The organism is Ruoffia tabacinasalis, assembly GCF_042652985.1.
GTDB lineage: Bacteria > Bacillota > Bacilli > Lactobacillales > Aerococcaceae > Ruoffia > Ruoffia tabacinasalis.
Window position 1 is genome coordinate 18,485 of sequence record NZ_JBHSHQ010000045.1, and the last position, 23,834, is coordinate 42,318.

At 35.2% G+C, this 23,834-nt stretch carries 22 protein-coding genes and 4 pseudogenes; 12 read left to right on the top strand and 14 right to left on the bottom strand.

Going from position 1 to position 23,834, the window contains the following annotated elements:
- Positions 1-225 precede the first annotated feature (225 nt).
- From ACFO5Y_RS07520 to ACFO5Y_RS07530, 3 genes are all read right to left on the bottom strand, one after another.
- On the bottom strand, positions 226-2,091 hold the full coding sequence (locus tag ACFO5Y_RS07520) for a heavy metal translocating P-type ATPase (protein WP_197104939.1): 1,866 nt from the start codon (positions 2,089-2,091) through the stop codon (positions 226-228).
- 89 nt (positions 2,092-2,180) lie between these two features.
- A complete protein-coding gene (locus ACFO5Y_RS07525; protein WP_197104940.1) occupies positions 2,181-2,393 on the bottom strand; it encodes a heavy-metal-associated domain-containing protein in 213 nt (70 codons plus the stop codon).
- A gap of 164 nt (positions 2,394-2,557) precedes the next feature.
- The gene (locus ACFO5Y_RS07530; RefSeq protein WP_197104941.1) at positions 2,558-2,869 is read right to left on the bottom strand and encodes a hypothetical protein; all 312 of its coding nucleotides are present in this window, start codon (positions 2,867-2,869) and stop codon (positions 2,558-2,560) included.
- 167 nt (positions 2,870-3,036) lie between these two features.
- Here ACFO5Y_RS07530 and ACFO5Y_RS07535 point away from each other — a divergent pair.
- A pseudogene (locus ACFO5Y_RS07535) lies at positions 3,037-3,621 on the top strand (site-specific integrase).
- An 11-nt stretch (positions 3,622-3,632) separates the two neighbouring features.
- Complete coding sequence (locus tag ACFO5Y_RS07540; protein ID WP_197104943.1) at positions 3,633-3,995, top strand: ASCH domain-containing protein; 363 nt, start codon at positions 3,633-3,635, stop codon at positions 3,993-3,995.
- A gap of 289 nt (positions 3,996-4,284) precedes the next feature.
- Here ACFO5Y_RS07540 and ACFO5Y_RS07545 read toward each other — a convergent pair whose 3' ends face one another.
- The 5 genes from ACFO5Y_RS07545 to ACFO5Y_RS07565 form a co-directional block, all read right to left on the bottom strand.
- Entirely contained in the window at positions 4,285-4,464 is a 180-nt protein-coding gene (locus tag ACFO5Y_RS07545) for a Sec23/Sec24 zinc finger-containing protein (RefSeq protein ID WP_197104944.1), read from the bottom strand.
- Between the two features lie 51 nt (positions 4,465-4,515).
- Entirely contained in the window at positions 4,516-4,758 is a 243-nt protein-coding gene (locus ACFO5Y_RS07550) for a hypothetical protein (RefSeq protein WP_197104945.1), read from the bottom strand.
- Positions 4,759-5,293: 535 nt separating this feature from the next.
- Complete coding sequence (locus ACFO5Y_RS07555; RefSeq protein WP_197104946.1) at positions 5,294-5,536, bottom strand: hypothetical protein; 243 nt, start codon at positions 5,534-5,536, stop codon at positions 5,294-5,296.
- Between the two features lie 95 nt (positions 5,537-5,631).
- Positions 5,632-6,696: a 5-methylcytosine-specific restriction endonuclease system specificity protein McrC gene (gene mcrC / locus ACFO5Y_RS07560; RefSeq protein WP_197104947.1), complete on the bottom strand. Its 1,065-nt coding sequence runs from the start codon at positions 6,694-6,696 to the stop codon at positions 5,632-5,634.
- A complete protein-coding gene (locus ACFO5Y_RS07565; protein ID WP_197104948.1) occupies positions 6,686-9,820 on the bottom strand; it encodes an AAA family ATPase in 3,135 nt (1,044 codons plus the stop codon). Before ACFO5Y_RS07565 ends, mcrC begins: the two co-directional genes overlap by 11 nt.
- Before the next feature lie 525 nt (positions 9,821-10,345).
- Here ACFO5Y_RS07565 and yidD point away from each other — a divergent pair.
- The 7 genes from yidD (at position 10,346) to ACFO5Y_RS07600 (ending at position 14,493) form a co-directional block, all read left to right on the top strand.
- A complete protein-coding gene (yidD, locus tag ACFO5Y_RS07570; RefSeq protein ID WP_331459531.1) occupies positions 10,346-10,621 on the top strand; it encodes a membrane protein insertion efficiency factor YidD in 276 nt (91 codons plus the stop codon).
- Positions 10,602-10,922 carry a thioredoxin gene (gene trxA, locus ACFO5Y_RS07575; RefSeq protein WP_197104949.1) on the top strand — a complete coding sequence of 107 codons (321 nt, stop codon included), beginning with the start codon at positions 10,602-10,604 and terminating at the stop codon, positions 10,920-10,922. Before yidD ends, trxA begins: the two co-directional genes overlap by 20 nt.
- A 23-nt stretch (positions 10,923-10,945) precedes the next feature.
- Positions 10,946-11,251: a rhodanese-like domain-containing protein gene (locus ACFO5Y_RS07580; RefSeq protein WP_197104950.1), complete on the top strand. Its 306-nt coding sequence runs from the start codon at positions 10,946-10,948 to the stop codon at positions 11,249-11,251.
- Complete coding sequence (locus tag ACFO5Y_RS07585) at positions 11,251-12,903, top strand: FAD-dependent oxidoreductase (RefSeq protein WP_197104951.1); 1,653 nt, start codon at positions 11,251-11,253, stop codon at positions 12,901-12,903. Before ACFO5Y_RS07580 ends, ACFO5Y_RS07585 begins: the two co-directional genes overlap by 1 nt.
- On the top strand, positions 12,903-13,199 hold the full coding sequence (locus ACFO5Y_RS07590; RefSeq protein WP_197104952.1) for a rhodanese-like domain-containing protein: 297 nt from the start codon (positions 12,903-12,905) through the stop codon (positions 13,197-13,199). Before ACFO5Y_RS07585 ends, ACFO5Y_RS07590 begins: the two co-directional genes overlap by 1 nt.
- Positions 13,199-13,459, top strand: a complete 261-nt coding sequence (locus ACFO5Y_RS07595) for a metal-sensitive transcriptional regulator (protein ID WP_076767555.1) — start codon at positions 13,199-13,201, stop codon at positions 13,457-13,459. The genes ACFO5Y_RS07590 and ACFO5Y_RS07595 overlap by 1 nt, the downstream gene beginning before the upstream one ends.
- A gap of 779 nt (positions 13,460-14,238) precedes the next feature.
- A complete protein-coding gene (locus ACFO5Y_RS07600) occupies positions 14,239-14,493 on the top strand; it encodes a transposase (protein ID WP_269434936.1) in 255 nt (84 codons plus the stop codon).
- Between the two features lie 415 nt (positions 14,494-14,908).
- Here ACFO5Y_RS07600 and dhaM read toward each other — a convergent pair whose 3' ends face one another.
- Genes dhaM through ACFO5Y_RS07620 form a run of 4 tightly spaced genes read right to left on the bottom strand, consistent with a single transcriptional unit; the run spans position 14,909 to position 18,051 of the window.
- On the bottom strand, positions 14,909-15,283 hold the full coding sequence (gene dhaM, locus ACFO5Y_RS07605; RefSeq protein ID WP_197104954.1) for a dihydroxyacetone kinase phosphoryl donor subunit DhaM: 375 nt from the start codon (positions 15,281-15,283) through the stop codon (positions 14,909-14,911).
- Positions 15,283-15,861, bottom strand: coding sequence for a dihydroxyacetone kinase subunit DhaL (dhaL, locus tag ACFO5Y_RS07610; RefSeq protein ID WP_197104955.1), 579 nt, complete (start codon positions 15,859-15,861; stop codon positions 15,283-15,285). Before dhaL ends, dhaM begins: the two co-directional genes overlap by 1 nt.
- Before the next feature lie 32 nt (positions 15,862-15,893).
- A complete protein-coding gene (gene dhaK / locus ACFO5Y_RS07615) occupies positions 15,894-16,883 on the bottom strand; it encodes a dihydroxyacetone kinase subunit DhaK (protein ID WP_197104962.1) in 990 nt (329 codons plus the stop codon).
- A 22-nt stretch (positions 16,884-16,905) separates the two neighbouring features.
- On the bottom strand, positions 16,906-18,051 hold the full coding sequence (locus ACFO5Y_RS07620; protein ID WP_197104956.1) for a glycerol dehydrogenase: 1,146 nt from the start codon (positions 18,049-18,051) through the stop codon (positions 16,906-16,908).
- Between the two features lie 180 nt (positions 18,052-18,231).
- Between ACFO5Y_RS07620 and dhaS the strand changes: the two genes are divergently transcribed.
- Complete coding sequence (gene dhaS / locus ACFO5Y_RS07625) at positions 18,232-18,783, top strand: dihydroxyacetone kinase transcriptional activator DhaS (protein WP_197104957.1); 552 nt, start codon at positions 18,232-18,234, stop codon at positions 18,781-18,783.
- 39 nt (positions 18,784-18,822) lie between these two features.
- On the top strand, positions 18,823-20,328 hold the full coding sequence (glpK, locus tag ACFO5Y_RS07630; protein ID WP_197104958.1) for a glycerol kinase GlpK: 1,506 nt from the start codon (positions 18,823-18,825) through the stop codon (positions 20,326-20,328).
- 198 nt (positions 20,329-20,526) lie between these two features.
- On the opposite strand, the pseudogene ACFO5Y_RS07635 reads toward glpK, so the two are convergent.
- Positions 20,527-21,521 (bottom strand): annotated as a pseudogene (locus ACFO5Y_RS07635) (D-2-hydroxyacid dehydrogenase).
- A 474-nt stretch (positions 21,522-21,995) separates the two neighbouring features.
- On the opposite strand from ACFO5Y_RS07635, the pseudogene ACFO5Y_RS07640 reads away from it, so the two are divergent.
- Positions 21,996-22,815 (top strand): annotated as a pseudogene (locus ACFO5Y_RS07640) (alpha/beta fold hydrolase).
- A gap of 45 nt (positions 22,816-22,860) precedes the next feature.
- Here ACFO5Y_RS07640 and ACFO5Y_RS07645 read toward each other — a convergent pair.
- Positions 22,861-23,655 (bottom strand): annotated as a pseudogene (locus ACFO5Y_RS07645) (tyrosine-type recombinase/integrase).
- Positions 23,656-23,834 lie beyond the last annotated feature (179 nt).

Genomic DNA, 23,834 nt, shown 5'->3' on the forward strand with positions numbered 1-23,834 from the left:
CAATTTAACGAGGTATTTTGTATTTCAATATTTTCATTTCTTACCTCTTATGCATCTATTCTAATCGAAGACTAGATAGATTGAATTGATGTAGATCAAGAATTAGTATTAATCTCTTAATTGTTTCTGAAATTTGTTCGACTATATTATATTGGAAATTCTACCGTAATCTATTTAGTTTTTATTGTATTTTTTATGCATGAACCTCTTTTGCGTTCGCCGTTTCTACATCGTTCCTTTGAGTCTGTAGCGCAATAGTCTCATACCGTTCACAATTACCACTAAGATACTTACTTCGTGTACTAACATACCGATTGACATATTCATCCAGTCTGAGAAGAAAACGGCTGCTAGAAGAACAAGTACAGTAGCTACTGCAATGACAATATTCTGTTTCATATTATTGGCGGTTGCTTTAGTTAAGCCTAAAGCGTGAGGCAAGCGGCTCATATTTGAGTTCATTAAAACGACATCAGAAGTTTCAATAGCGACGTCTGTTCCGCTACCCATTGCGATTCCAATATCCGCAAGGGCTAATGAAGGACTATCGTTTACTCCATCACCAACGAATGCGACAATTTGACCCTGAGCTTGTTGGAGTTCTTTGAGGTAGTCTGCCTTATCTTCTGGCAGTAAGTTTCCATGGGCTTCTGTTAATCCTAATTCTTCAGCGACTAAATCAACAGTACCTTGGTTATCTCCTGATAGTACGATTAAGTTCTTAACACCTAAAGCTTTCATCGCTTGTAAATCTTGTTTAATCCCTGGGCGAATTTGGTCACGAATCCCCATTAGAGCTTTCAACTCACCATCGACTGCTGTAATAACTAATGAGTTTCCACGTTTTTCGTAGGCTTCAAAATCTTCACGAGCTTCTTTTGTTAATTGGATATTTTCTTTTTCCATTAAAGCGACGTTTCCTATTGCAACGCGGTGGCCATCGACTTCTGCGACGATTCCTCCACCTTTTACAACGTTTGTTTCATCTACTGGATGCATTTCAATATCGCCTAACTGTGAAAGGACCGCTTTTGCGAGTGGGTGATCCGATTCATTCTCGACACTTGCCAGATAGCTTAGTGCTTGATCTGCATCCCCATAGGTTTTAAATTCGGCAACTTCTGGGTTACCTACAGTTAGAGTTCCTGTTTTATCAAATAGAATCGTATCAACTTTACTAAAGTCTTGAATTACTTCTGAACCTTTTAATAATACACCATTTTTTGCACCATTTCCGATACCAGCTACGTTAGAAACAGGTACTCCAATGACTAATGCACCTGGGCATCCGAGTACTAGTATTGTAATGGCCAACTCGATATTTTGACTAAAAATCCACACGATAAACGCTAAGACTAAGACAGTTGGTGTATACCACTGCGAGAACTGGTCAATAAAGCGTTCAGCTTCTGATTTTGAATCTTGAGCTTCTTCAACAAGTTCAATAATTTTACCGAAAGTTGTATCTTCTCCTACACGGTCTGCACGAATTTGTAGGGTTCCATTTTCTAAAATTGTACCTGCGAAGACTTCTGAATCTGTTTCTTTTCGAACCGGATCCGCTTCACCAGTGATTGATGCTTCGTTAATGTGACCTTCACCAATAACAACCGTTCCATCAACTGGAACTTTTCCACCTGTACGGACTTGTAGGATATCGCCTTCGTCAACATCCCATACATCAACTTCTTCAAATTCACCATTTTCCATTTGTTTAAAAGCTACTTCTGGTGCCATTTCTGTCAATTCTTTAATCGCTGAACGAGTAGAGTTCAATGTGCGAGCCTCTAACCAGCTACCGAATAAGAATAAGAACGTTACGATAGCTGACTCTTCATAGTTTTGAATGAGGAAAGCACCGATTACTGCGATGGTTACTAACACATCAATTGAAATTACTTTTACCTTTAAAGCCCCAAAAGCTTGAATGGCGATTGGTGCCACCCCTAAAATAGATGCGATAATGAATGCGATATTAAAAACTTGTGTATTTCCAAAACCAAAGTGTGCAATAAATCCTATAACGATTAAAATTCCTGAGATAAGTGTGATTTTATTTTTACTGCTTAATATTTTTTGCTGAAAACCCATTTCTTTCTCCTCCTAGTTTGTACTTGTTGACTCCAGTATACCCTGCGCTTTTTCATTTAAAATTGACCCCAATCAACTTTCATACGTTATTATATTTTCTTTGCTGAATATCCAATCTCTTCAATCTTATGAAGAATTTCTTCTTCTGATATTTTATTGTCTTCAAATACTACTCTTGCTTTGCTTCTATCAAATAAAATTTTTATTGTTTCTATCCCCGTTAATTCATTTACATTGTCTATGATTTTTTGCATACAAGATGGACAGGTCAATTTTTCTAATTGAAACGTTATCGTCATCATCTTCTCTCTCCTTTATTTTTTAGTCATTACTCTGAATGTTTTGATTACACAATTGGTATAGACCGAATATTTTGTTTACGAATTGATTTATATCAATCTTTTACATTCATTTAAACATTCGAATAAAAAAATCACTATCCGTTAAGATAGCGACTCTTTTTCTTTTATGCACCATGTTCATCATGTAGAATCTCAAGTTTTTGAAGGACAGTATCTATACTATTGGGATCTAAATTCGAATCATCAAATTCCGCTCCATGCCCTTGAATCAGCATATTTAATTTCGGCTGCAAGCCAGTAATATCATGCGCTGCTTCTGGTATCTCACAGTTATGCGCGACTAACAAAGCGTCTGCTTTTTTGTGAAAAGTATCTAAAGAGTCTAAAGCCATATTAGAATCATCAAATGTTACACCATGGTCTTCCAGTAAAAAATTTAATTTTCCATTTATGTCATTTGCTATATTTTTGTCCATTTCTATAAATCCTCCGTATTTGTATTTTTGTTACATCTACAGTCTACAATAGGTTACCGCTGTAATAATTGATGCGTATCAATAAACTGTGTTATTATTAGAAATACTTTGAATGTATAGACACCGTTCTAAACCAGAATTTAAATTTGAATATAACTAAAGATACAATGGTTGATAATTTAGATGTAAACGGATATACGTACTTTAGGATATTATCGTACAGCGGTGCTCGAAAATCAGAAATACTAGCTCTTAAATGGTCGGATATTGATCTTGATACATCTACACTCAACATTAGTAAAACACTTACTAGGGGCTTAAATAATAAGATTATCATGCAACCTACGAAGACGGTGAAAGGTCGAAGAGTGATTGATATGGATTATGACTCTATGAAGCTTTTAAAGCTGTGGAAGATGTATCAGGCTCAATTCATGCTGAAACTTGGATTTAATACCAATACACACGATCGCCATGTTTTTGCGAATACTAGAAATAATTTCTATTCGATTAATGTACCAAATGACCGCATGAGAAATGTGCAAAAGCCTAATGGTCTTAAATAAATTACAGTTCATGGGTTACGACACACGCATAGTAGTATCCTCTTCTCTATGGGAGCTTCAATAAAAGATGTACAGGCTCGCCTAGGGCACACAGATATCCAAACAACGATGAATATCTATGCTCACGTTAAAAAAGAAGAAAAGAAAGATACAGCAGATAAATTTGCTAAGTTTAAGGAAAATTAAGGAGTTAGAAAATGCAGCATAATATGAGACTTTTTGAATCGTCTTTTAACTCAATGAAATCTGGTAAAAAAACTGTTGAGGTAAGATTGAATGATGAAAAAAGAAGAAAAATAAGTATAGGTGATTCAATAATATTTACAAAAGTACCAAAAAGCAATGAAACTTTAACTGTAGAAGTTGTTGAATTAAGAGAATTTACAACATTCAAAGAAATGTATGAACGTATACCCGCAAAGGACTTTGATACGGTAGGAGATCCTATCGATTTAATGGTACAGCAAACTTATGAAATATACAGTGCTAATCAAGAAAATGAATGGGGTACTTTAGCAATTACTGTTAAATTGTTAGAAGCAGATACGAATAGCCTCTAAATAAAAAAGGTTAAATTAAAACCATTACCATTTTTGGAGTAGTAATGAAAATGGTAATGGTTGGTAATGGTTTATAGCAATTGTAAGCAAAGCTTTAGAATTAAAAAAGGTTCCCTACCAGCGTTTAGAAGCTGTTAGGAAACCATAGTAAAGCTATAATGGAGTTGAGGGGGTTCATCTGAACCCCTTCGAATCAACGTTTAGAGTATATAGTAATGGTTTAGACTAAATTTTCACGCATACGCCTATGTTTTATAGAAATTATTAAAGCATATATCAACTACATGTATCAATCTCTAATATCAAAATCTACTTTTGATTCATAAATATTTGTTGAGGATATACTGTTTTTATGGTTACATTCTGTACATTGCCATATATATTTATTGTCATCAAATCCCACTTGATTATTTAGATGACTATCACATCTATCACAAAACCAATCAACATCAGGAAATCTATTCTCCATCGTAATCCCTACTTTCTTTTAAGCATAAACAATATGCTTCATTTGATTTTTTTACGCTGCTATATTTTTTTCGTGTTCCTTCACAAAGGTTTGATTAGCACCTAAATAGATATTATTCTTTTGAGCTAACTTCCGCTGCTGTTCAGATGCATTATGATTCGTTGGCAAATCTCTTACATGACCTCTAACATTAACAATATTATCTTCTGTAGAAATATTCTCGATACTCTTACTTACCTGATTTATTTGAACTGTTGTAACGGATAAATTATCTGTTTTACGAATATTAGTCATGAACTCTTTTATTTCCTCTTTATACTTAATGGATCCAGATGTCACAGCAGCTAAAGAAGCTAAACCAATTCCGACTAGTATTTTCTTTTTATGTTTTTTGACTTTTTCTTTAAATGATTTTCTTCTTTCATTTCAATAACCTCCTTATTGACATTACTTTATTCACTGATCCAAGATAATTTGAATGATAATCAAATTTAAGTCATCAACCTATTAAGTACTACTTACTATAAACTAGACATTCTAACTTGATAGGTTTCCCATAAAAACAGATTATTTTTACTAAAGTCCGCTGCTAACCTAGATATCTTAACTAGTATTTCAGCAAATGTTTTCCTGATCTCGTTTTCCTTATTTTAATCATTCACAGATAAATTAATATAGCGTTCCATAAAACACGATTTCCTGAGTGTAAATCGCGTTTTAGTAATACCACTGTGTTATTAAAAAGAGTCACAAAGTGGTTCAATTATATTCTAAGATATGGTTCTTTATGATTGATGTATCCAATAGATCATGTCTCTTGTTCTTTTTATCAAGGTACAAATCTATTCTCCTCATCATAAGGTAATTCTCCATGATTTATTTCAATGGCTTCGAAATATTCTCGACCCGTTTGTATTAAATCTTCAGTATCATCTATAGCGCATTCATAACATATATCTCTACCTTCATAAGTATCACCATAGTTTACTTCATTATTAAAATAGTTATGATACTTAGTAATTGTATTATTACTATTGTAATTTCTACCACATGAATCACAGGACTTAATCATCTAATATCACCCCTTATATTTTTATTTTGCTACTTTAGCTTAAACTAATCAATATCACATTTCTATTATAAATTTCTGACGTATTATTCACACAATTATATGGATTTTATCTTACTTTCAGCTCCAAATCTCTCCACTACAATTTGGTTGAGTTCTGCTTTAATACCCTCAAAATTTTGATTCAGGTTTAGTGTTTTCACGCTGATTTGATTGCCGCTCATTTCAAAATTAAAATCCGGATGAATATCTGCTTCAGTCTGTGCATACAATAAAAGCCCACTCACTTCGCCTGTATGGTTGACATCTTCATTTTTCACATAACTGAAAATCTGATATAAATTCCCCGAGGAGAGTTTGTCATGTTCAGACAGTGGATAGCTATAAAATTTCGTGTCAATAATGAGTTTTTGCTCGTCCCTACTTAACACAATATCTGTTTGCATCTGCGGCAGAAAGGAAGAATCTTCATTGAAAAACTCTTCACTTAAATGCCAATCAATATGTGGAGCATGCACTTTTATCCCCTGCAACTCTTCTTTATAATAATTAAACACAAACCGTTCAAATAGCAAATTAATGTTTTCATCAGAGAACATAGGAGATTTGAATGTTCCTTTTTCGGTAGTTAATAACAAACCATATATGACAAAGTAACAAATATTAAGGAGCAGTTGATAGGTCTGATTATTCCGCTGAATTTTCAAATAACGCCACTCTATATTTTGTAGATCAACCGCTTGGACTTTTGAAAAATGAAGGAGCAGCTGCTTGAGTTTAATTTTCCTTTCTTCTGCTACCGACGATTCCCTCATCAATACAAGCATGGTTGATTTAATGATTTGGTTATAAAGATTATCCTCTGTTAATTCATCGTATTCACACATTAAAAATTGTCTTTTTTGCATCTTATTTTTCATAGACTCTCTTATATTTATTTTTCCCCGAATGGTCAGAAGATTCTCTTGTTTATCAATATATTCTTTATGCAAACCTTGTTTGACTTGCTTCTGAACGCCTTTGATCAATATTTCAGCAAATAAATTATAAACATTATCAAAGGTTTCAGTTTCTACTTCCTCATAATTTCTCTGATTTAATACTTTAAAAGCGTAAGTCAGCATATAGTAGATATTTTGAATAAAGGTGTTTTTATATTTCATCGCTAAACACGTCCATCAAATGGGTTTCCCATTTGTCTAGCTTGTTTTCATCATCAAACCAATATTCATTCAACATCGGTAAAATATCATATTGAACCACGCGTTTTAGCCAATCTTCACTAAAGGATTCTTTTGTTTGCCCTGTGAAATAACTATGCCCAATACAAAAGCCTCTGCCTAAAGTTGTATCCTGTCTAATCTCCTCATTTAATCGCTGAATCAAACGAATCATTCGATTAAAACTTTCGTTATCAATACTGGCTTGATAGCTTTTAAAACCGGCAGTTTCAAAACCTGGAGTCATTTCATAGAAACTAAATCGGCGTCTTAACGCATAATCGATTAAAGCAAGACTTCGATCGGCTGTATTCATCATGCCAATAATAAATAAATTTTCTGGTACACTAAACGGTTTCTTGTTATAGGGCATTCGAATTTGCTGGCCTCTGTAATCCTTCTCGATTAATTGCATCAGTTCACCAAATATTTTACTGATATTTCCACGATTAATTTCGTCAATAATTAAGAAATAAGGTAATTCTTTATTCTTACTCGCTTTTTCACACACGTCCAAAAAGATCCCATCTTCCAGCTCAAAACCTTCTTCTTGGGGTTTATAGCCCATAATGAAATCTTCGTACGAATAGTTTTGGTGAAATTGAATGGTTTCAATGCGGTCCTCATTTGCTTCGCCTAAAATAGACCAAGCCAAACGCTTGGCCGCAAAGGTTTTCCCCACTCCAGGCGCCCCTTGAAGAATAACATTTTTCTTTTCTTTCAAAAGTGCTCTTAAAGTCTCATACTCCTCTGCTGACATAAAGACTTCGTTCAAAAAATCAACTTCCGTATAAGTTGCATAGACTTTCTTCTCTTCTTCGTACAATGAATAAAGCGATAAATCGACACGTTTCAGTGCCTCAATGAGTTCCGGTCTAAGCTCCCAGCTAAAAATGCCAGCCTCATCTTCTTTCGCATATTCCCCTAAATAAAGAACACGCCACCAACGTATCGCGTCCCCTTCTTTGTACACGTCAATCTCAGTATCTTTGACAATTCGTTTAGCCAATTGAACGGAATGGCTATTATAATACCCATACGTTTTCCCATATTCGTTGGCCAGCTGTGAACAAGTAGCCTTTCCACCATAATCTAAAAAACGTCTCATGATCGTCAAGCTCTCTTCAACAAAAATAGTTTCATCTTTAATCAGCGATTCCCATTCATCCACAGTTAGAGAGGGCGAATAAACATCATTATTGAAAACGACTGTTTCTTCTTCTGAAGCTTTAATGGAGAGGGCTACAAAATCCTCCTCTAGTTCTTCTTGGATTTGCTGACACAAGGCTAAATATTCTGCACCCTCTATAGCTTCAGGAAATACATAATCCGGTAACTCTCTTTCAATAAAGTATTGGTTCACTTCATCTAAATGGATAAAGTCAAATGGTCTTACGAAATAAAGGATTTTTGTCAAATTCCACGTTAAATTGGTGTTCTTCCATAAATGATTAAATAGATTTGCTAAGTCAGACGCTGTGTCTTCGTGTTTATTTTTAGCACACAAAATAGCCGTCTCAAGAAAATCCCATAAATGCTCCCTCAATTCAGGCTCTTCATCCAAAATTTCTAGCAACTTTGACTGTGTAAAGCTATAACTCGTAATCATAGGTACCCCTTCAAATCGTTCAGGGACTGGACTTTCCAAATCAAAAACCTCTTTAATGCCTTCAAAAATGGTGGCTTTACTTTGCGCACTTAATTTTTGATGCATAAACCCATAAATGGTGTAAGGATCAATATCTTCAATTATTATTCCATCTTTTGCAGTCGGAAACTTAAAACCTACCAAATCATAAACTGACTTTATCTTATCTCTTAACTCTCCTCGATTGTTTTTATACTCCAGCAAGCGATCGGCCAATTCTGTATAGAAATTCGTCCAATGATCATCAGTATCTTCTTCATAAAAGTGATGGCTATGTCCAGCAATCGAAAATTCGATAAAATTATTGTACTCATCACTTTTATCAATTTCTTCTTGCATCAACTGACAAATATCGATAAAAGCTTCACCAGTAATCATTTTTCCATTTTTAAGCCCAGGATATTTATGCGCAATCGTTGGCATACTCAAGTCAATAAATTTGCGATTATGGGCATTTAAGTGAATGAATGTATAAGGTCTTATCCAATAGAGTCCCCAAGTAATGTTCCATTTGATACCATATTGCTTGTTCACTTGATTAAAGCGATCGATTAAATCATTTTCTAAATCCTGCGTGTGATTTTCAGAATATTTAAGAGCCGTTTCAAATAATGCCCACAAATTATCGATGTCGTCTTCTTCCCGTTTATCTTCATATCTAAAATAGGTAAAATTGAAGGGCAAGACAGTCGGCGCCCCCACATCGGATTCAGGCACTGAGCTCTCCAACTTAAATTCTTCTTTAAATCCATTCAAAATCAGTTGTCTCGGGACTTGATGATTAAAAAAGCCATATACGGTAAAAGGGTCGATATCTATGGGTCTACCATCCCGTTCTAATGTGGGGAAATCGATATCGATAGATTGGTATATATTTTGCAATTTTTCAAGTAACGATTGACGATTATCTTTAAAGGTTAACAGCACATCCGCTAACTCCATATAGAACTGTGACCAATCGATATATTCCAAGTCTTGCTGATCTTGTGGTTTTCTTGGATAGACCTTATCCGGATGTTCATGATAGTAAAGAAACTTTAAATAACTTCTTAATACGGTACCAAGGGCTGGTATGCCACCGTAATGATCTTTTCTCGATCGAACCCCTTCGTCAAACTCTTTTTGAGCAATGCCTTCTCGATATTGTTTATCCATCTTCCGGAACGGTTTAGGGTATCTTTTACTGACACCAAGTAAAATTTCTTCAATGACCTCATCTGAATCACCCGTTAAGGATTGATACACTTCTTTAAATTGATCATAGGTTGTATAGTCAAAAAAATTCGCTTTATAGTCGGATGCAATACCAATCTCATCCAAGACTTTCCCTAACCGACTTAATTGTTCACCGTACCATCTACCAGTTGCTTGTCCTAAATTTTCGCTAGACCATGTCTTATATTCGTCAATTAATATCATCTTGAGTCCTCCTAATGCTCTTGAAACTATTTTAATAATTATACCATAGGAGAGATCTTTTTGAAGCGCTATCAAAAATGTTTAGTAGTTAAAAGTAAGGATTCAATATATATATAAATTTAAAAGCCCCACTTCAGGAATAAGCTGTTCCCTAGTGGAGCTCTCTTATGACTATGGAGTGAGGGGAGTCACCTGAACCCCTTCACATCAATGTTTATAGTTATAGTGATTGCTATAGAAGTTGAATCAACATTAAAAGAAGTAGTGGATGCTGCTAAATAAATATAAAAAAGACTTTCTCGTGAACTAAAATGGACCCCTATAGTGGACACTAAAAAAAGTATCCTCTATAGTTTTTTTTGCTCATAGGGAGGAAGATCATGTAACTTTATCCACTAGCTCTTAATACAAAATTCGGACATACCGACATATTATGGTCGTTTTTATTCTTTTTGAAAAATGCTTTACAAAAAATACGTATGGGGGTATAATCAAAATACGCGTGGGGGTGTATAAATGTAAAATATCATTTTATTAAGTATAAAAGGTTATCAAAAAGGAATTTCGTCGTTGTTTCCACCGAGTTGCCGTTATTATCCCACCTGCTCGCACTATGCTGTTGATGCGATTGAAAAACACGGAGCAGCAAAAGGGTCTCTAATGGGAGCAGCACTTATTATGCGGTGTCATCCATTTGTTAAAGGCGGATATGATCCCGTGCCAAGTACATTTTCATTGAAAAGAAATAACAGACATAAGATAAAAGGAGAGGAACAATCAAATGACAGTAAAAGTAACTGATATAACATTAGCATCAGAAGTAAAAGAGGGTATTACATTAGTCGATTTTTGGGCTCCTTGGTGTGGGCCATGTAAGATGTTAGGACCAGTATTAGAAGAATTAGAAGCAGAATTTGCACCTGTAATTAAAATTGCAAAGTTGAACATTGACGAAAACAATGTAATAGCTAGTCAACTAGGCATTATGAGCATTCCTACCATGGTTTTATATAAAGATGGTAAGCCGATTGAAAAGATAGTTGGCTCCCAACCAAAAGAAGTACTAAAAGAGTATTTAACGGAAAAAGTAACAGCAAAATAATTACTATTATGAGGAGGGAAAATATGTTTTTCAAAAAAACACCTACGATTTCAACTACTGAACTGGAGAATAAATTATCCGAAAAGCCGCGAATTATTGATGTGAGAGAACCGCATGAATTCAAAAATGGTCATATTCCAGGAGCAAAAAATATTCCATTGGCTAAAGTTTCTACCTATACACCGAAGGGTCAAGTTTACGTAGTGTGCCAATCTGGGATGCGCAGTAAACGAGCGACGAAAATATTGCTGAAACAAGGACATAATGTTATCAACGTCCGTGGCGGCATGATGGCATGGGCAGGAGCAAAAAAAGGAGGCAAGAATTAATGAGAATTGTAATTATTGGTGGTGTAGCAGGTGGTATGTCTGCTGCTACGCGGTTAAGACGCTTGGATGAAAGAGCAGAAGTTATCGTGTTAGAAAAAGGGCCTTATGTGTCATTTGCTAATTGTGGTTTGCCTTATTATGTCGCTGGAGAAATTGATGAACGGACGGATTTGTTAGTTCAAACTCCAGAAGCTTTGCAAGCAAGGTTCAATTTAGACGTACGACCAAATAGTGAAGCTATTTCCATCGACTCTGACAACAAAGAAGTGGTCGTGCAAACCGATCAAGAAACATACACACTGGGGTATGACAAATTAATCTTGTCTCCAGGAGCAAAGCCATTTATTCCGCCAGCAAACGGATTAGAAGAAGCAGAGAATATTTTTACCTTGCGTTCTGTTCCAGATGTCGATGCGATTTCCAACTTTATCCATATACACAACCCTAAAAAAGCAGTTGTCATAGGTGCTGGATTTATCGGGCTAGAAATGGCAGAAAGTTTAGTCCAACGAGGAATGGAAGTTACTATTGTAGAGAAAGCGCCACATGTACTGCCACCTTTCGATGAAGAAATGGCGGCTTATGTAACGAAAGAATTAGCAGCTAATGGGGTAAGATTATATACAGGATTGGCGGCTGAATCATTTGAAGAAAAAGGTAAAATCGTTGTATTGGAAAACGGAGAACGCTTAGAAAGTGATATTACTTTAATGTCTGTCGGCGTAAAACCGGAAACAACGGTAGCTTTGACAGCCGGTGTCGAAACAGGTTTACGTGGCGGAATAGTCGTCAATGACCAATATGAAACTAGCCAAAAAGATATTTACGCTGTTGGGGATGCGATTGTCGTTAAACAACAAATCAACGAAGAAGACACAATGATTGCATTGGCTTCGCCAGCTAACCGTCAAGGACGTCAAGTGGCTGATGTCATTAGCGGATTGGAACGCAAAAATAAAGGCAGTATCGGGACAGCAATTGTACGAGTGTTCAAAATGGCAGCAGCAGCGACCGGTTTGAATGAACGCCAATTGCAACAAGCTGATGAGGTGTATGAAGTGATTCATATCCAAGGAAAAAGCCATGCTGGCTATTATCCTAATGCAAAAAACATTGTTTTAAAATTATTGTTTCATCCGACTACTGGTAAAATTTATGGCGCTCAAGCCATCGGAGAAGACGGTGTAGATAAACGGATTGATATCATTGCTACAGCTATTAAAGCCGGAATGACGGTGCAAGATTTGCCGGAATTAGAGTTCACTTATGCTCCTCCATTTGGTTCTGCTAAAGATCCTGTCAATATGGCTGGTTATACAGCCTTAAATCTTATGGAAGGCCTTAGTGAGTCCGTGCAATGGTATGAATTAGAAGACAAGCAAGCAGAAGGATATTTATTGCTGGATGTTCGCAATGAAGGTGAACTGAAAACAAACGGCCGTTTAAAAGGAGCAGTCAATATTCCTTTAGATAGTTTGCGAGACCGCATGGCAGAGTTGCCAAAAGATCAACCAATTATTGTGAGCTGTCACAGTGGTTTGCGCAGCTATATAGCGGAAAGAATGCTGAAACAAAATGGTTATAAAGCCAAAAATTTAGATGGAGCATTTGCTCTTTACTCAACAGTAAAACCAGAAAAGGTGGTAAAATAATGTACAATACAATATCAATGCCAGAATTTGAACAAAAATGGAAAAAAGAGAAACTTCCTTTAGTAGACGTTAGAGAAATGAACGAATGGGAAAATGGTCACCTGGACGGAGCAATCCATGTTCCTTTAAGTAATCTTTCAGCTGAAAAAAATAAATTGGATAAAAGTCAAGAGTATTATGTAATGTGTCACTCCGGTGCGCGTTCTTCAATGGCTTGTCAACAATTAGCACAAGAAGGATACAAAGTGATAAATTTAATGGGAGGAATTTCTGCTTGGAGAGGAGAAATCGTTTAATGGAATACGATAAAAAAATTGTGAACCGTTTGAAACGTTCTGATGGTCAGTTGCATGGGGTTTTGAATATGATGGAAGAAGGAAAAGACTGCGCGGATATTGTTACTCAATTATCAGCGGTGCGCTCCAGTATTGATCGTGCGATTAGTTTAATTGTTGCTGAAAATTTAGTAGAATGTGTACAGGATAATATCAAAAATGGTAGTACTGGAGAAGAAAGCGTTGAACAAGCAATTCAGTTATTAATGAAAAGCCGTTAAATTAAAAAGGTTATAGCTTGGATTGTTTAGTTCGCCAGTTGAGTGTCAACGTATCGAAACAGAGTTTTTTATTAAGGTAATTTAGTGAAGAACATTACAGGCGATGATTGTTCAGTTTATCCAAGATAAGAAGGTTGCCGCGTTGGGGGACTCCAGAAGAGCCGGTAGATCCAGTGGCCCCTGAAGAACCAGTTTAACTTCAGAAGTAAATAAGGCATTAAATTTAAGCCCAATACTAACCTGATAAAAACACTTATTACTCTCTTTCCAATTAGGTAAAATGGAAAGAGAGTTTTTTGATTTGTCCGAAGACTAGAACATTTAGGAATAAAAAAGTAAGATAGTGCACTTATGTCGATTAGGGGTGTACCCATAGTTCGCAGTAAGGAATATTCATTTTTTAGTGTTGTGAATGTAAGTTGTAAGTGTCGAATAAATAGTTGTAGACAAGAGGTATAAAAGATGAAAGCTGATGATGTTGATGGCTATAGAGAGTTTGATATACCCCTTAAAAATTCTATATAAATTTAAAAAGGAAATTAAGAAATTTTATATTGTGATTTAGGATAGTAAGTGCATAATACTTATGCATATATTATTAATTCTTATAGGTATAGTCATACGTTTGCTCAAGCAGTTCTCCCGAAAATGCAGATATAAATAGCCGTATATCCTGCACTATTTTCGCAAGTATACAGCTATTTGGGAAGAGTTAAAGCAAATACTAATAGACTATGGCTGAAATAACTTATCTGGATTTGATAAAGCCCATCGGAAAGATGTATCAATCAAGATGCCAGATCGAGTTGTTTTTTAAGCACATCAAACAACATTTTACTATTAAAACGTACTATTCACAGTCTGAACAATGCGTGGAGAATCAAGTGATTCTTGCGATGATTGTCTACTCACTGACGTTACTGATGAAACTGGAATTACGCTTGAAATCAAGCCTCTTCACTATTTTGAGACAAATCAGAGCGTTACAGTATGAACCGTTTGCGTATTTCAAAGAATCGTTCGCACCTGGTTAAGTGAAAGAGAGTATAAATGGACTAATCCACAACTGAATAACCCTAAAAATTTCTGGAAAAAGTCATCTCTTGCACCAGCAATTGACTTTTTTGGAAATTTTAACGAAAACCATTTGTGACGAAAGTAACAATCTATGGAAATCATTTATTCTAAGTTTTATGCAACACTAGTGATATTTGATATAAGAATCGCCAGCTTCATCCGGTTATCCTATTTCATCGGACAAAACAGACTGCTCGTATATAGCAACACTTGTTTCAGAAGAAATGGTTTCCATTGGTCTTCTGTCTACGTTCGATTCAATAAATAAGACTTTGGGTATGAGTAATTTAATCAAAACCGTCCTTATGAATCTACATAAGGACGGTTTTTCTGTATTGAAATTTAATTATTTTTAAGAGGCTACTTTATCATTTACTTTACGATATGCATTACTTCTAACTGCTCATCAATATTTTCCTGATTAACACCGGCTTGTAATAAAGCAGCAGCGGTATATGACCCTTCAACAACTGGAACATCGTATATTTTAATTGTTTTATCGCTCATTTCCATTGCCATTTCCAGGTTCATTTTAGCACTACCTAAGTCATAGAAAGCTAATAAGTTTTTAGCTGAGCTATTATTAATCGCTGCTAAGGCTGTATCAAAACTTGTTCCTATTTCTTTAGTATCGACTCCGCCAACCACTTGAACATCAACATCTGCTGCAACCTCTTTAATTAGACGATGAATTCCTTCAGCTATTTCATAGACATGAGAAACAATAATAATCCCTGTTTTTTCCATTATTCTGCCTCCGCTCTTAACATCGTGTGAAATAATAATCCTGAAGAATAAGCACCTGGATCGATATGGCCGATGGAGCGATCACCAACATAAGATGCGCGACCTTTTTTCGCTTTCAATGGCTTAGTGGCTTCAACAGCTTCGTCAATCAATTCATGCGTTAATTCACCATTTTCAACAGCTTCTACAACAGCTATCCACACATCCACCATCGTTTTATCACCTTGTTCTGCTTTTCCACGCATTTGAATGTTTTCTAAGCCTGTTTTTAAAATCTTGGCCCATTCTTCACCAGCTGTTTCAGCTTTCATCATTCCCATAAATGCCGATCCATAAAGTGGCCCAGACGCCCCACCTACTTTACTTAATAAATTTGTTGTAATTAATTTTAGTAACTCATTTAAAGTCTCTGGTTTTTGTTCTTCAATCGCCTTAACCACATGCGCCATCCCACGAGACATGTTATTTCCATGATCGCTATCTCCAATCGGTGTGTCTAATTGGGTTAAATAGTCTTTTTCATTTTGAATTTTTTCATTGAATAATTCCATCCAACGAATTCCCATCTCTATATTCATTAAAATACATTTCCTTTCAGTTTTTAAAAAATTTACCAATTAATAGTATCAACAGTTGCTTTTAAGGCTTCCAGATAGAAGTCATCCTCTAGACGAAGTAGAGTTAAAGATAAACCTTGCATCTCTAATGATGTCATCAGATTTCCTACCTTTGAGAATTCAATCTCCAACTTATTATCTTTCATTTGTTTGTGAACATCATTTGCAAATACATATTGCTCCATTAGAGGTGTTCCACCTAAACCATTCACGATAATTGCAAAGCGATTGTTTGAATTTGCTTCAAATTCTTCTAGTAATTTTTTAAGTAATTCATCAACTAAATCTTTTGAAGTTTGTAGCTTTTCTCGCCGGTATCCAGGCTCGCCATGAATCCCTACTCCGTACTCAATTTCGTCATCCGCTAATGCAAAACTTGGTTTACTACTTCCTGGCGTAGTCACTCCCGTTAAAGCTAAACCAACAGTTTTCATATTGGGAATTAAATTTTCAGCTAATTCTTTAATTTCTTCAATTGACTGGCCTTTTTCAGCTGCATAGCCTAATATTTTATGGACAAATATAGTACCTGCTACACCACGTTTTCCTTGTGTGTAGAGGCTGTCTTCGACAGCGATATCATCATCAACTACAATACTATCTACTTTAATTCCTTCCATCTCTGCGAGTTCCTGAGCCATCTCAAAGTTCATAATATCTCCTGAATAGTTCTTGATGACTAAAAATACACCTTTACCCTCGTCCGCTACTTTAATGGCTTCTAAAATTTGATCGGGCGTTGGAGAAGTAAAAACGGCTCCACAGACAGCTGCCGACAGCATTCCTGCTCCGACAAACCCAGCGTGCGCAGGTTCATGACCGCTTCCACCGCCTGAAACAATAGCCACTTTTCCCTTTTTATCGTGGGTTCGTTGTATGATTCCTGTTTCAGGAACTCTTTTAATTAATTCTGGATGGCTTAGCACCATTCCATCAATCATCTCATCAACAATATAATCTGGATTATTTAAAATTTTCTTAATCATGTCTATGTCTACCCCTATCTTAGTTTTTCAGTTTATTTATTTTTTCTTTATAGTCTCGACCAATCGCATCAGCTGCAATAATTACCTGTGCAACAGCTTCAACTGTTATTTCAAACGGCATTGAGTGGATCGATTCTTCTGGGATACATGCTTTTTTAGCTACTTCTAAAATTTCATCATATTTCACTTCTTCAACATCCAAATCAGCTAAACATACTGGTAATCCAACAGAGATACTAAAATCTAACAGTTCTTTAATTTCTGATTTTGGTGCATTTTCAAGGACTAACTGTACAAATGTTGTAAAAGCAACTTGCTCCCCATGGTAGTAATTTCCTGGGCCATCTAGAACAGTTAAACCATTATAAATCGCATGGGAAGCTGCTAATCCTGCTGATTCAAAGCCTAAACCAGATAATAAAGTATTCGCTTCCACAATGTCTTCCAAGGCTGGAGTGACAATATTATTATCTGCCGCAATCTTTGCATCATAACCTTTTTCAAGAATGATTTCCAAACTTTTTTCGGCTAATGTCATGGCTGCAATGGTTCCTTTGGCTGGCCCTGTTGCCCCTGTATGATAACCATTTGGTAAACCAGCATTCACATTAGAGTTTGATCGGCGGGTTGCTCTCGCTTCGTAATAAGTAGCTAGGGTGTCTCCCATTCCCGCAACTAAAAATCGGCTTGGCGCTTGCGCAATAACTGTTGTATCCATTAGGACTACATCTGGGTTTTTAATAAAATAAGCATAGTCATCAAATTGATGATCGGCTGTATACAGTACAGCGGAGTGGCTCGTTGGTGCATCCTGAGCGGCAATCGTAGGACAAACAATCACATTGTGCCCATTTGAAACCACTTTAGAAGTATCAATCGCTTTTCCTCCACCTAAACCTACTATGACATCTGTCTCGTTTTCTTCTGCTATTTTTTTCAAGCGCTCGACTTCATCTCGTGTAGCTTCTCCACCAAAATCTGCGCGATACAGTTTAACATTAAATTTCTCTGCCGTCTTATCTAATTTATCTTGTACTCGATCAATATCTTCTTTATTTCCGATAACAAGGGCTGATTCTCCTAAAGATTGAATATAGAATCCTAAGTTTAATAATTCGTCTTCACCTTGAACGTACTTACTTGGACTAATAAATGCTTTTCTCATTGTCATTCCTCCTATTTATAATTGAAGCGTTTTCTTTCTTCTTGAATAAATATTATCAAGTAAGCGTTGTCATCTCAACAGACAAAACCTATACTTTGTCCGCTTTGCTTTATATTTTCTGTAACGTATACTTGAGATAATAAATTACTTGCCACTCTTTAGTGAAAGGAGTCTTAATAGATGGAACAAGAAACTAACACGAAAAAAATTATTGCTTTAGCCTTTCAAGAATTAACAACTAAAATAACAATCGAGAAAATCTCAATCTCTGATATTATGAAGCAAGCTGGTTTCCGTCGCCAAACTTTTTATGATTATTTTGACGATAGATATGATTTAGTTACTTGGATTTTCTATTGGGAGTTAAATAAATCTATTTATCCGATTAAGACTTGGGAAAATTGGGAGGATATTTTGTGGCATCTATTAACTTATCTCGAATCAAATAAAATTTATTACAAAAAGATTTTTTTGAATACCAAACTAGATTCTTTTAAACAGTACTTTATTTACTCGATTAAAAATCTAGTTAACGAGTTGACAAATGATTACTTTAAAGAGCAGACTCTTTCGCAAGATGAAAAACAATTAATCCAAACAGCAACTGATTTTTATAGCTATGGTTTATCTGAAAGCCTTTATCATTGGGTATTAGAGAATTGCGGACCAAACAGTCAGAAGTACCATGCAATGCTTGTCAAACTTGTAAAATACCAATTACAAATTGATTAACAATTTATTATTTTTATAGAATAAATGGAGTGATAAAAAATGGCAGAATATATACTTTCTATTGATCAAGGAACAACTACGACTCGTGCTTTTATTATTGACCGGAAAGGAAATTACATAGGAACAGCTAGTCAAAAATTCCAACAAATTATTCCAAATCCTGGCTGGGTAGAACATGACCCGAAAGTCATTTGGCAATCTGTTTGTAATGTAATAGAAGAAGTTACCCAGAAATCAGGAATTAGTTATTCTCAAATAAAAGCACTTGGAATAAGTAACCAGCGTGAAACGACCGTTGTCTGGAATAAAATAACAGGTAAACCAATTTATAATGCAATTGTTTGGAATTCTAACCAATCTTTGAATATTATTAATCAATTGAAAACCGATACAAACGAAGAGTATATTCATAAAAATACTGGACTTGTTATGGATTCTTATTTTTCAGCAAGCAAAATTCGTTGGATTCTAGACCAGAACGAAGAAACACAAGCAGAAGCTGAAAAAGGAAATTTACTTTTTGGAACAATTGACAGTTGGATCATCTGGAAATTAACTAAAGGGAAGTTACATGCTACTGATCATACCAATGCATCTAGAACGATGCTTTTTAATATTCACCGTTTAGAATGGGATAATCACTTACTAGAACTCTTTAATATTCCAAGAGCCATGCTCCCTAATGTTTATCCAAGTTCTTTTTATTATGGTGAAACAGATCCAAGTTTTTTTGAAGGAACAAAAATACCAATTAGTGGGGTAGCTGGGAATCAGCAGGCTTCATTATTTGGCCAGCTCGCTTTCCGATCTGGACAAGTTAAAAGCACTTATGGTCAAGGGACATTTATTGTTATGAATACTGGCTCCAAAGCAAAATTATCAAATAATCGTTTACTGACAACGATTGCTTATTCAATAGACGGCCAAATTAACTATGCTCTCGAAGGTTCTGCTTTGATTTCTGGAAGTGCAATTGAATGGCTGAAAGATGGCTTAGAATTATTTGAGAACATTGAAGATTCTGAGACTTTAGCTCTTCAAGCAAATGAAGAATCTCCTGTCTATGTTGTTCCAACTTTTCGAGGAATGGGAGCTCCTTATTGGGAACCTGATGTCAGAGGAGCTGTTCTAGGAATGGATGAACATACTGGAAAAAGAGAACTTGTCCTTGCTACATTTGAATCTTTAGCTTATCAGGTTAATGATATTATCGATTTAATGGAATCAGAAACAGAAATTGAGCTTGATATTTTACATGTTGATGGTGGGGTTGCTCAAAACAATTTACTTATCCAATTTCAAGCTGATATCCTTAATAAAACGGTAACTCGTGTTGAACGTTTAGAAACGACAGGTTTAGGTGCTGCCTATCTTGCTGGATTAGCTGTTGGCTATTGGAAAGATTTAAATGAATTAAAAGCTTTAGTGTCTGAGAGCGAAATTTTCCAACCAAATATGGCTCAAATAGAGCGAATTAAAAAATTAAATGGCTGGCATAACGCTCTTAAGACTGTTCGATATTATACCCAATTAAATCTTGACTAGTTTTTCAATCTTTACTAGATAATTTGTGAAAATATAATAGGAGTTCAATGAGATCATACAACTATCTGTAATCCAGCTAAGAAAAACATTTTAGTCATCTACTCATTTTGACTCTACTATCGCAAGTCATTAAAAAAGACTATGGATTTTAAAATAGATTCCATAGTCTTTAATGTTAAAATATTAATTTTTTCATTTTTAATTTACACGATTCTTTGTAGCTCCAGTTTTTATGACTTCAAGAGTAGAATCTAACCCAATATTCATAATGTTACGCACTGACACATCCGTATAGTAAGCAACATGTGGGGTGAATACTACTTTTGGATGGTCTAGAAGACGTTGGAACAATTCATCATCAATTCCATTCTCACGATTATCTGCTGGAATATATGAACCTTCGTTTTCATACATATCCAAAGCAGCGCCTGCAATTAGGCCATCATCTAAAGCTTTGAGTAATCCTTCAGTATCCACAATAGCTCCTCGAGCATCGTTGATAAAATATGCAGTTGGTTTGAATTGTTTAAACATTTCATAATCAAATTGATGGTGATTATCAGATGTTGCTGGAACATGTAAAGTCACCACATCTGCTTCTTTTACAACCTCTTCAACACTGTCTTTATACTCTAAATATTTTGTCGCCACGTCATTTGGATAAAGATCATAACCGATTACTTTAGCATCAAAACCTTTAAATAATTTTGCTGCGACTCGACCAATAGACCCGTACCAATAACTCCTACTGTCATTTCACCAAGTAACCCTCCACGAATGCCTGGTTGCCAGCGGAAGTCACCTTCTTTTGTTCTTTCTTCAATTTCATTAACTTTTCGAATTAACATCAAAGCTTGAGTAATTACGAATTCAGCAATTGATTCTGGTGAGTAGACAGATACGTTACTTATAATAATGTTATTTTTAGTTGCTTCGTCTAAATCATAGTAATTATACCCCGCGCTTCGCTGTGCAATTTGTTTAATTCCATACTCATTTAATTTTTCATAAACTTCACTCGAAACTTTTGTGTTTTGACTTGTTGTTACCCCATCAAATCCTTTTGCTAAATGAACATTTTCTGGAGTTATTTGGCCGTCAATAATTTTCACTTCTACATTATTATCTTTTGACCATTTTTCAACAATAGGTAATTCTTCTTCTCTTACTTGATAAACAGCAATTTTAGTCATGTAATCTCCTCTTTCTAAAAGATATTAGTATCCATCTACAATACATTTAAACACATCATCACTGTAAAAGCTCATGCGTGTGAATAGATTATACGTTACAAATGCTATAGCTAATGGAACAACCAAATATTTAACAATAAGATTCACTAGAGAATCATAATATTTTCTTCCATAAAACTGAAGCCAGTAATTGCTCCTTATAATCCTATAATACCAAATCTATCTGAAGCTGTTGTTCCTTGAATTTTGAAGAAACAAATTATACTAGTCAATGCTTGCCTACTCCACTGACAAAATACATATTTAAGGATTTCAAAGTTGATTTGTATTATACTAAATAAAATTAAGTTGGATAGGAGTCAGAAAATGGAACATACAACTACATATATTTCTTCTTATGATGGGCAAAAAATATTTTTACGTATATGGAACCAAGTAGAAAAACCAAAAGGAGCCGTTCAAATTATTCATGGAATGGCTGAACATTCTGCACGGTATGAAGCGTTTGCACTTTTTTTAAATAAACAAGGTTATATTGTTTATGCGGATGATCATCGTGGTCATGGACATTCTTTGACGGAAGAAGAAGTTTTTGGCTATATTGGTGAGGATGGTTTTCAAAAAATTGTTAAAGATCAACAACTGATTTCTGAGTTGATAAAAAAAATATCCAAAGCTACCTTTATTTGTTTTTGCTCATAGTTTTGGGTCATTTATCGGGCAGGAGTATATCATTCAAAATTCTGAAAAAATAGATGGAATGATTCTTTCTGGTTCAGCCAAACAAAATGGATTGGATGTAAAAATGGGAAGAATATTAGCTACCTTTCAAAATACTGTATTTGATGATAAAAAAGAAGCCAAATTGATTGATCAATTATCTTTTGGGTCATTTAATAAGAAATTTAAAAAGCAGCAACCAACATCTAGTTGGCTAACAAGAGATGCTAAAGTTGTGGAACAATATGAGAAAGACGAATTGTCTGGTTTCGTATCTTCGATAAATTTTTACTATGAACTCTTCCATGCTTTTAAATCGTTATATCAAACTAAACGACTAGAAAAAATTGAAAAGGATTTGCCTCTTTTAATTGTTTCAGGTGATATGGATCCTGTTGGTAAGTATGGCACAGCAGTTCAAGCATTATATGAGCAATATGTTCAATTAGATTTGGAAAATGTAACACTTAAGTTATTTAAAGATGCTCGGCATGAGTTAGTAAATGAACTAAATAACCAGGAATTTTTTTCTTACATCAATGATTGGTTGCATCAGCAGATAGAGAGCAATTAAACCTCAATTATTGGGGTTCACTACATTTCTGAGCACTCGTTCAACCTATCTATTATTCAAAAACTGGCTTATCTCTTCATTCTTAGTTTCTGTGTCAATATCTAAATATCTTTGCGTTGTTTCTAAACTTTGATAGTCTAGTGCGCTCTGAATCGTAGTTAGACTTACACAATTTGAAGCTAATTGAGTTGCAAAATTACTACGTATACCGTGGGTTGTTACAAGCATATCATATCTTTTATTGTATTTATTGAACCTTTTAGCTATGTTTGAATGCTTCGTGGGGCATTCTCAAAAGGTAATCCGTTTGTTGTCAAGAATAGAAATGCTGTATCCATTTCATTTGCTTCCAAGACTTTTTTTCCACATGTGTAACTGTGTCACCATTTCCTCAAAGATTGCTGGAATAGGCTTAGTTGTACCAACTCGCCCTTTCATTATTGTAGCAGATACATTTATGACATTATTCTTAAAGTCAAACATATCGTATGTGAGATGTGACATCGTACCAGCTCTCAGACCAGTTTCGTATACTATCTTGATAAAAACGTAGTCTCTGAATTCTACATAGTCATCAGCATTAAGATGGTTGAGTAGCGTGCTAATATCGTCTGTTTTTGATTCTTTTCGAACATCTTTTGTTTTTGCGATAGTAATATCTTCCCAAAACACCGTTGCAATATAATTTCTCTTGTTCATCTCTTTCAAAAGTGAACGTACATTTTTTAGTCTAATGCTTCTCGGGTTGTTTGAAACATCTCCTAGTGCTAAATAGTTGAGTAATACGTCCCATGTAATAAATTTACATGAGCTTATAAAGCCATCGTAGCTGTTTACCATGCGCTTAAAGTGTTAGTTATAATCCCGTATCGTTTGCTCACTTTTACCCATGACTATCATCTCTTTTGTTATCTCGCTCAATGCGATATCCCAGAGCATAATCTCTGTTTGTATATGTCAATTGAAAAAGGGACCACCTTGCTGTTGAAAAAGGGACCACCCTGCAGTAGTAACAGGAG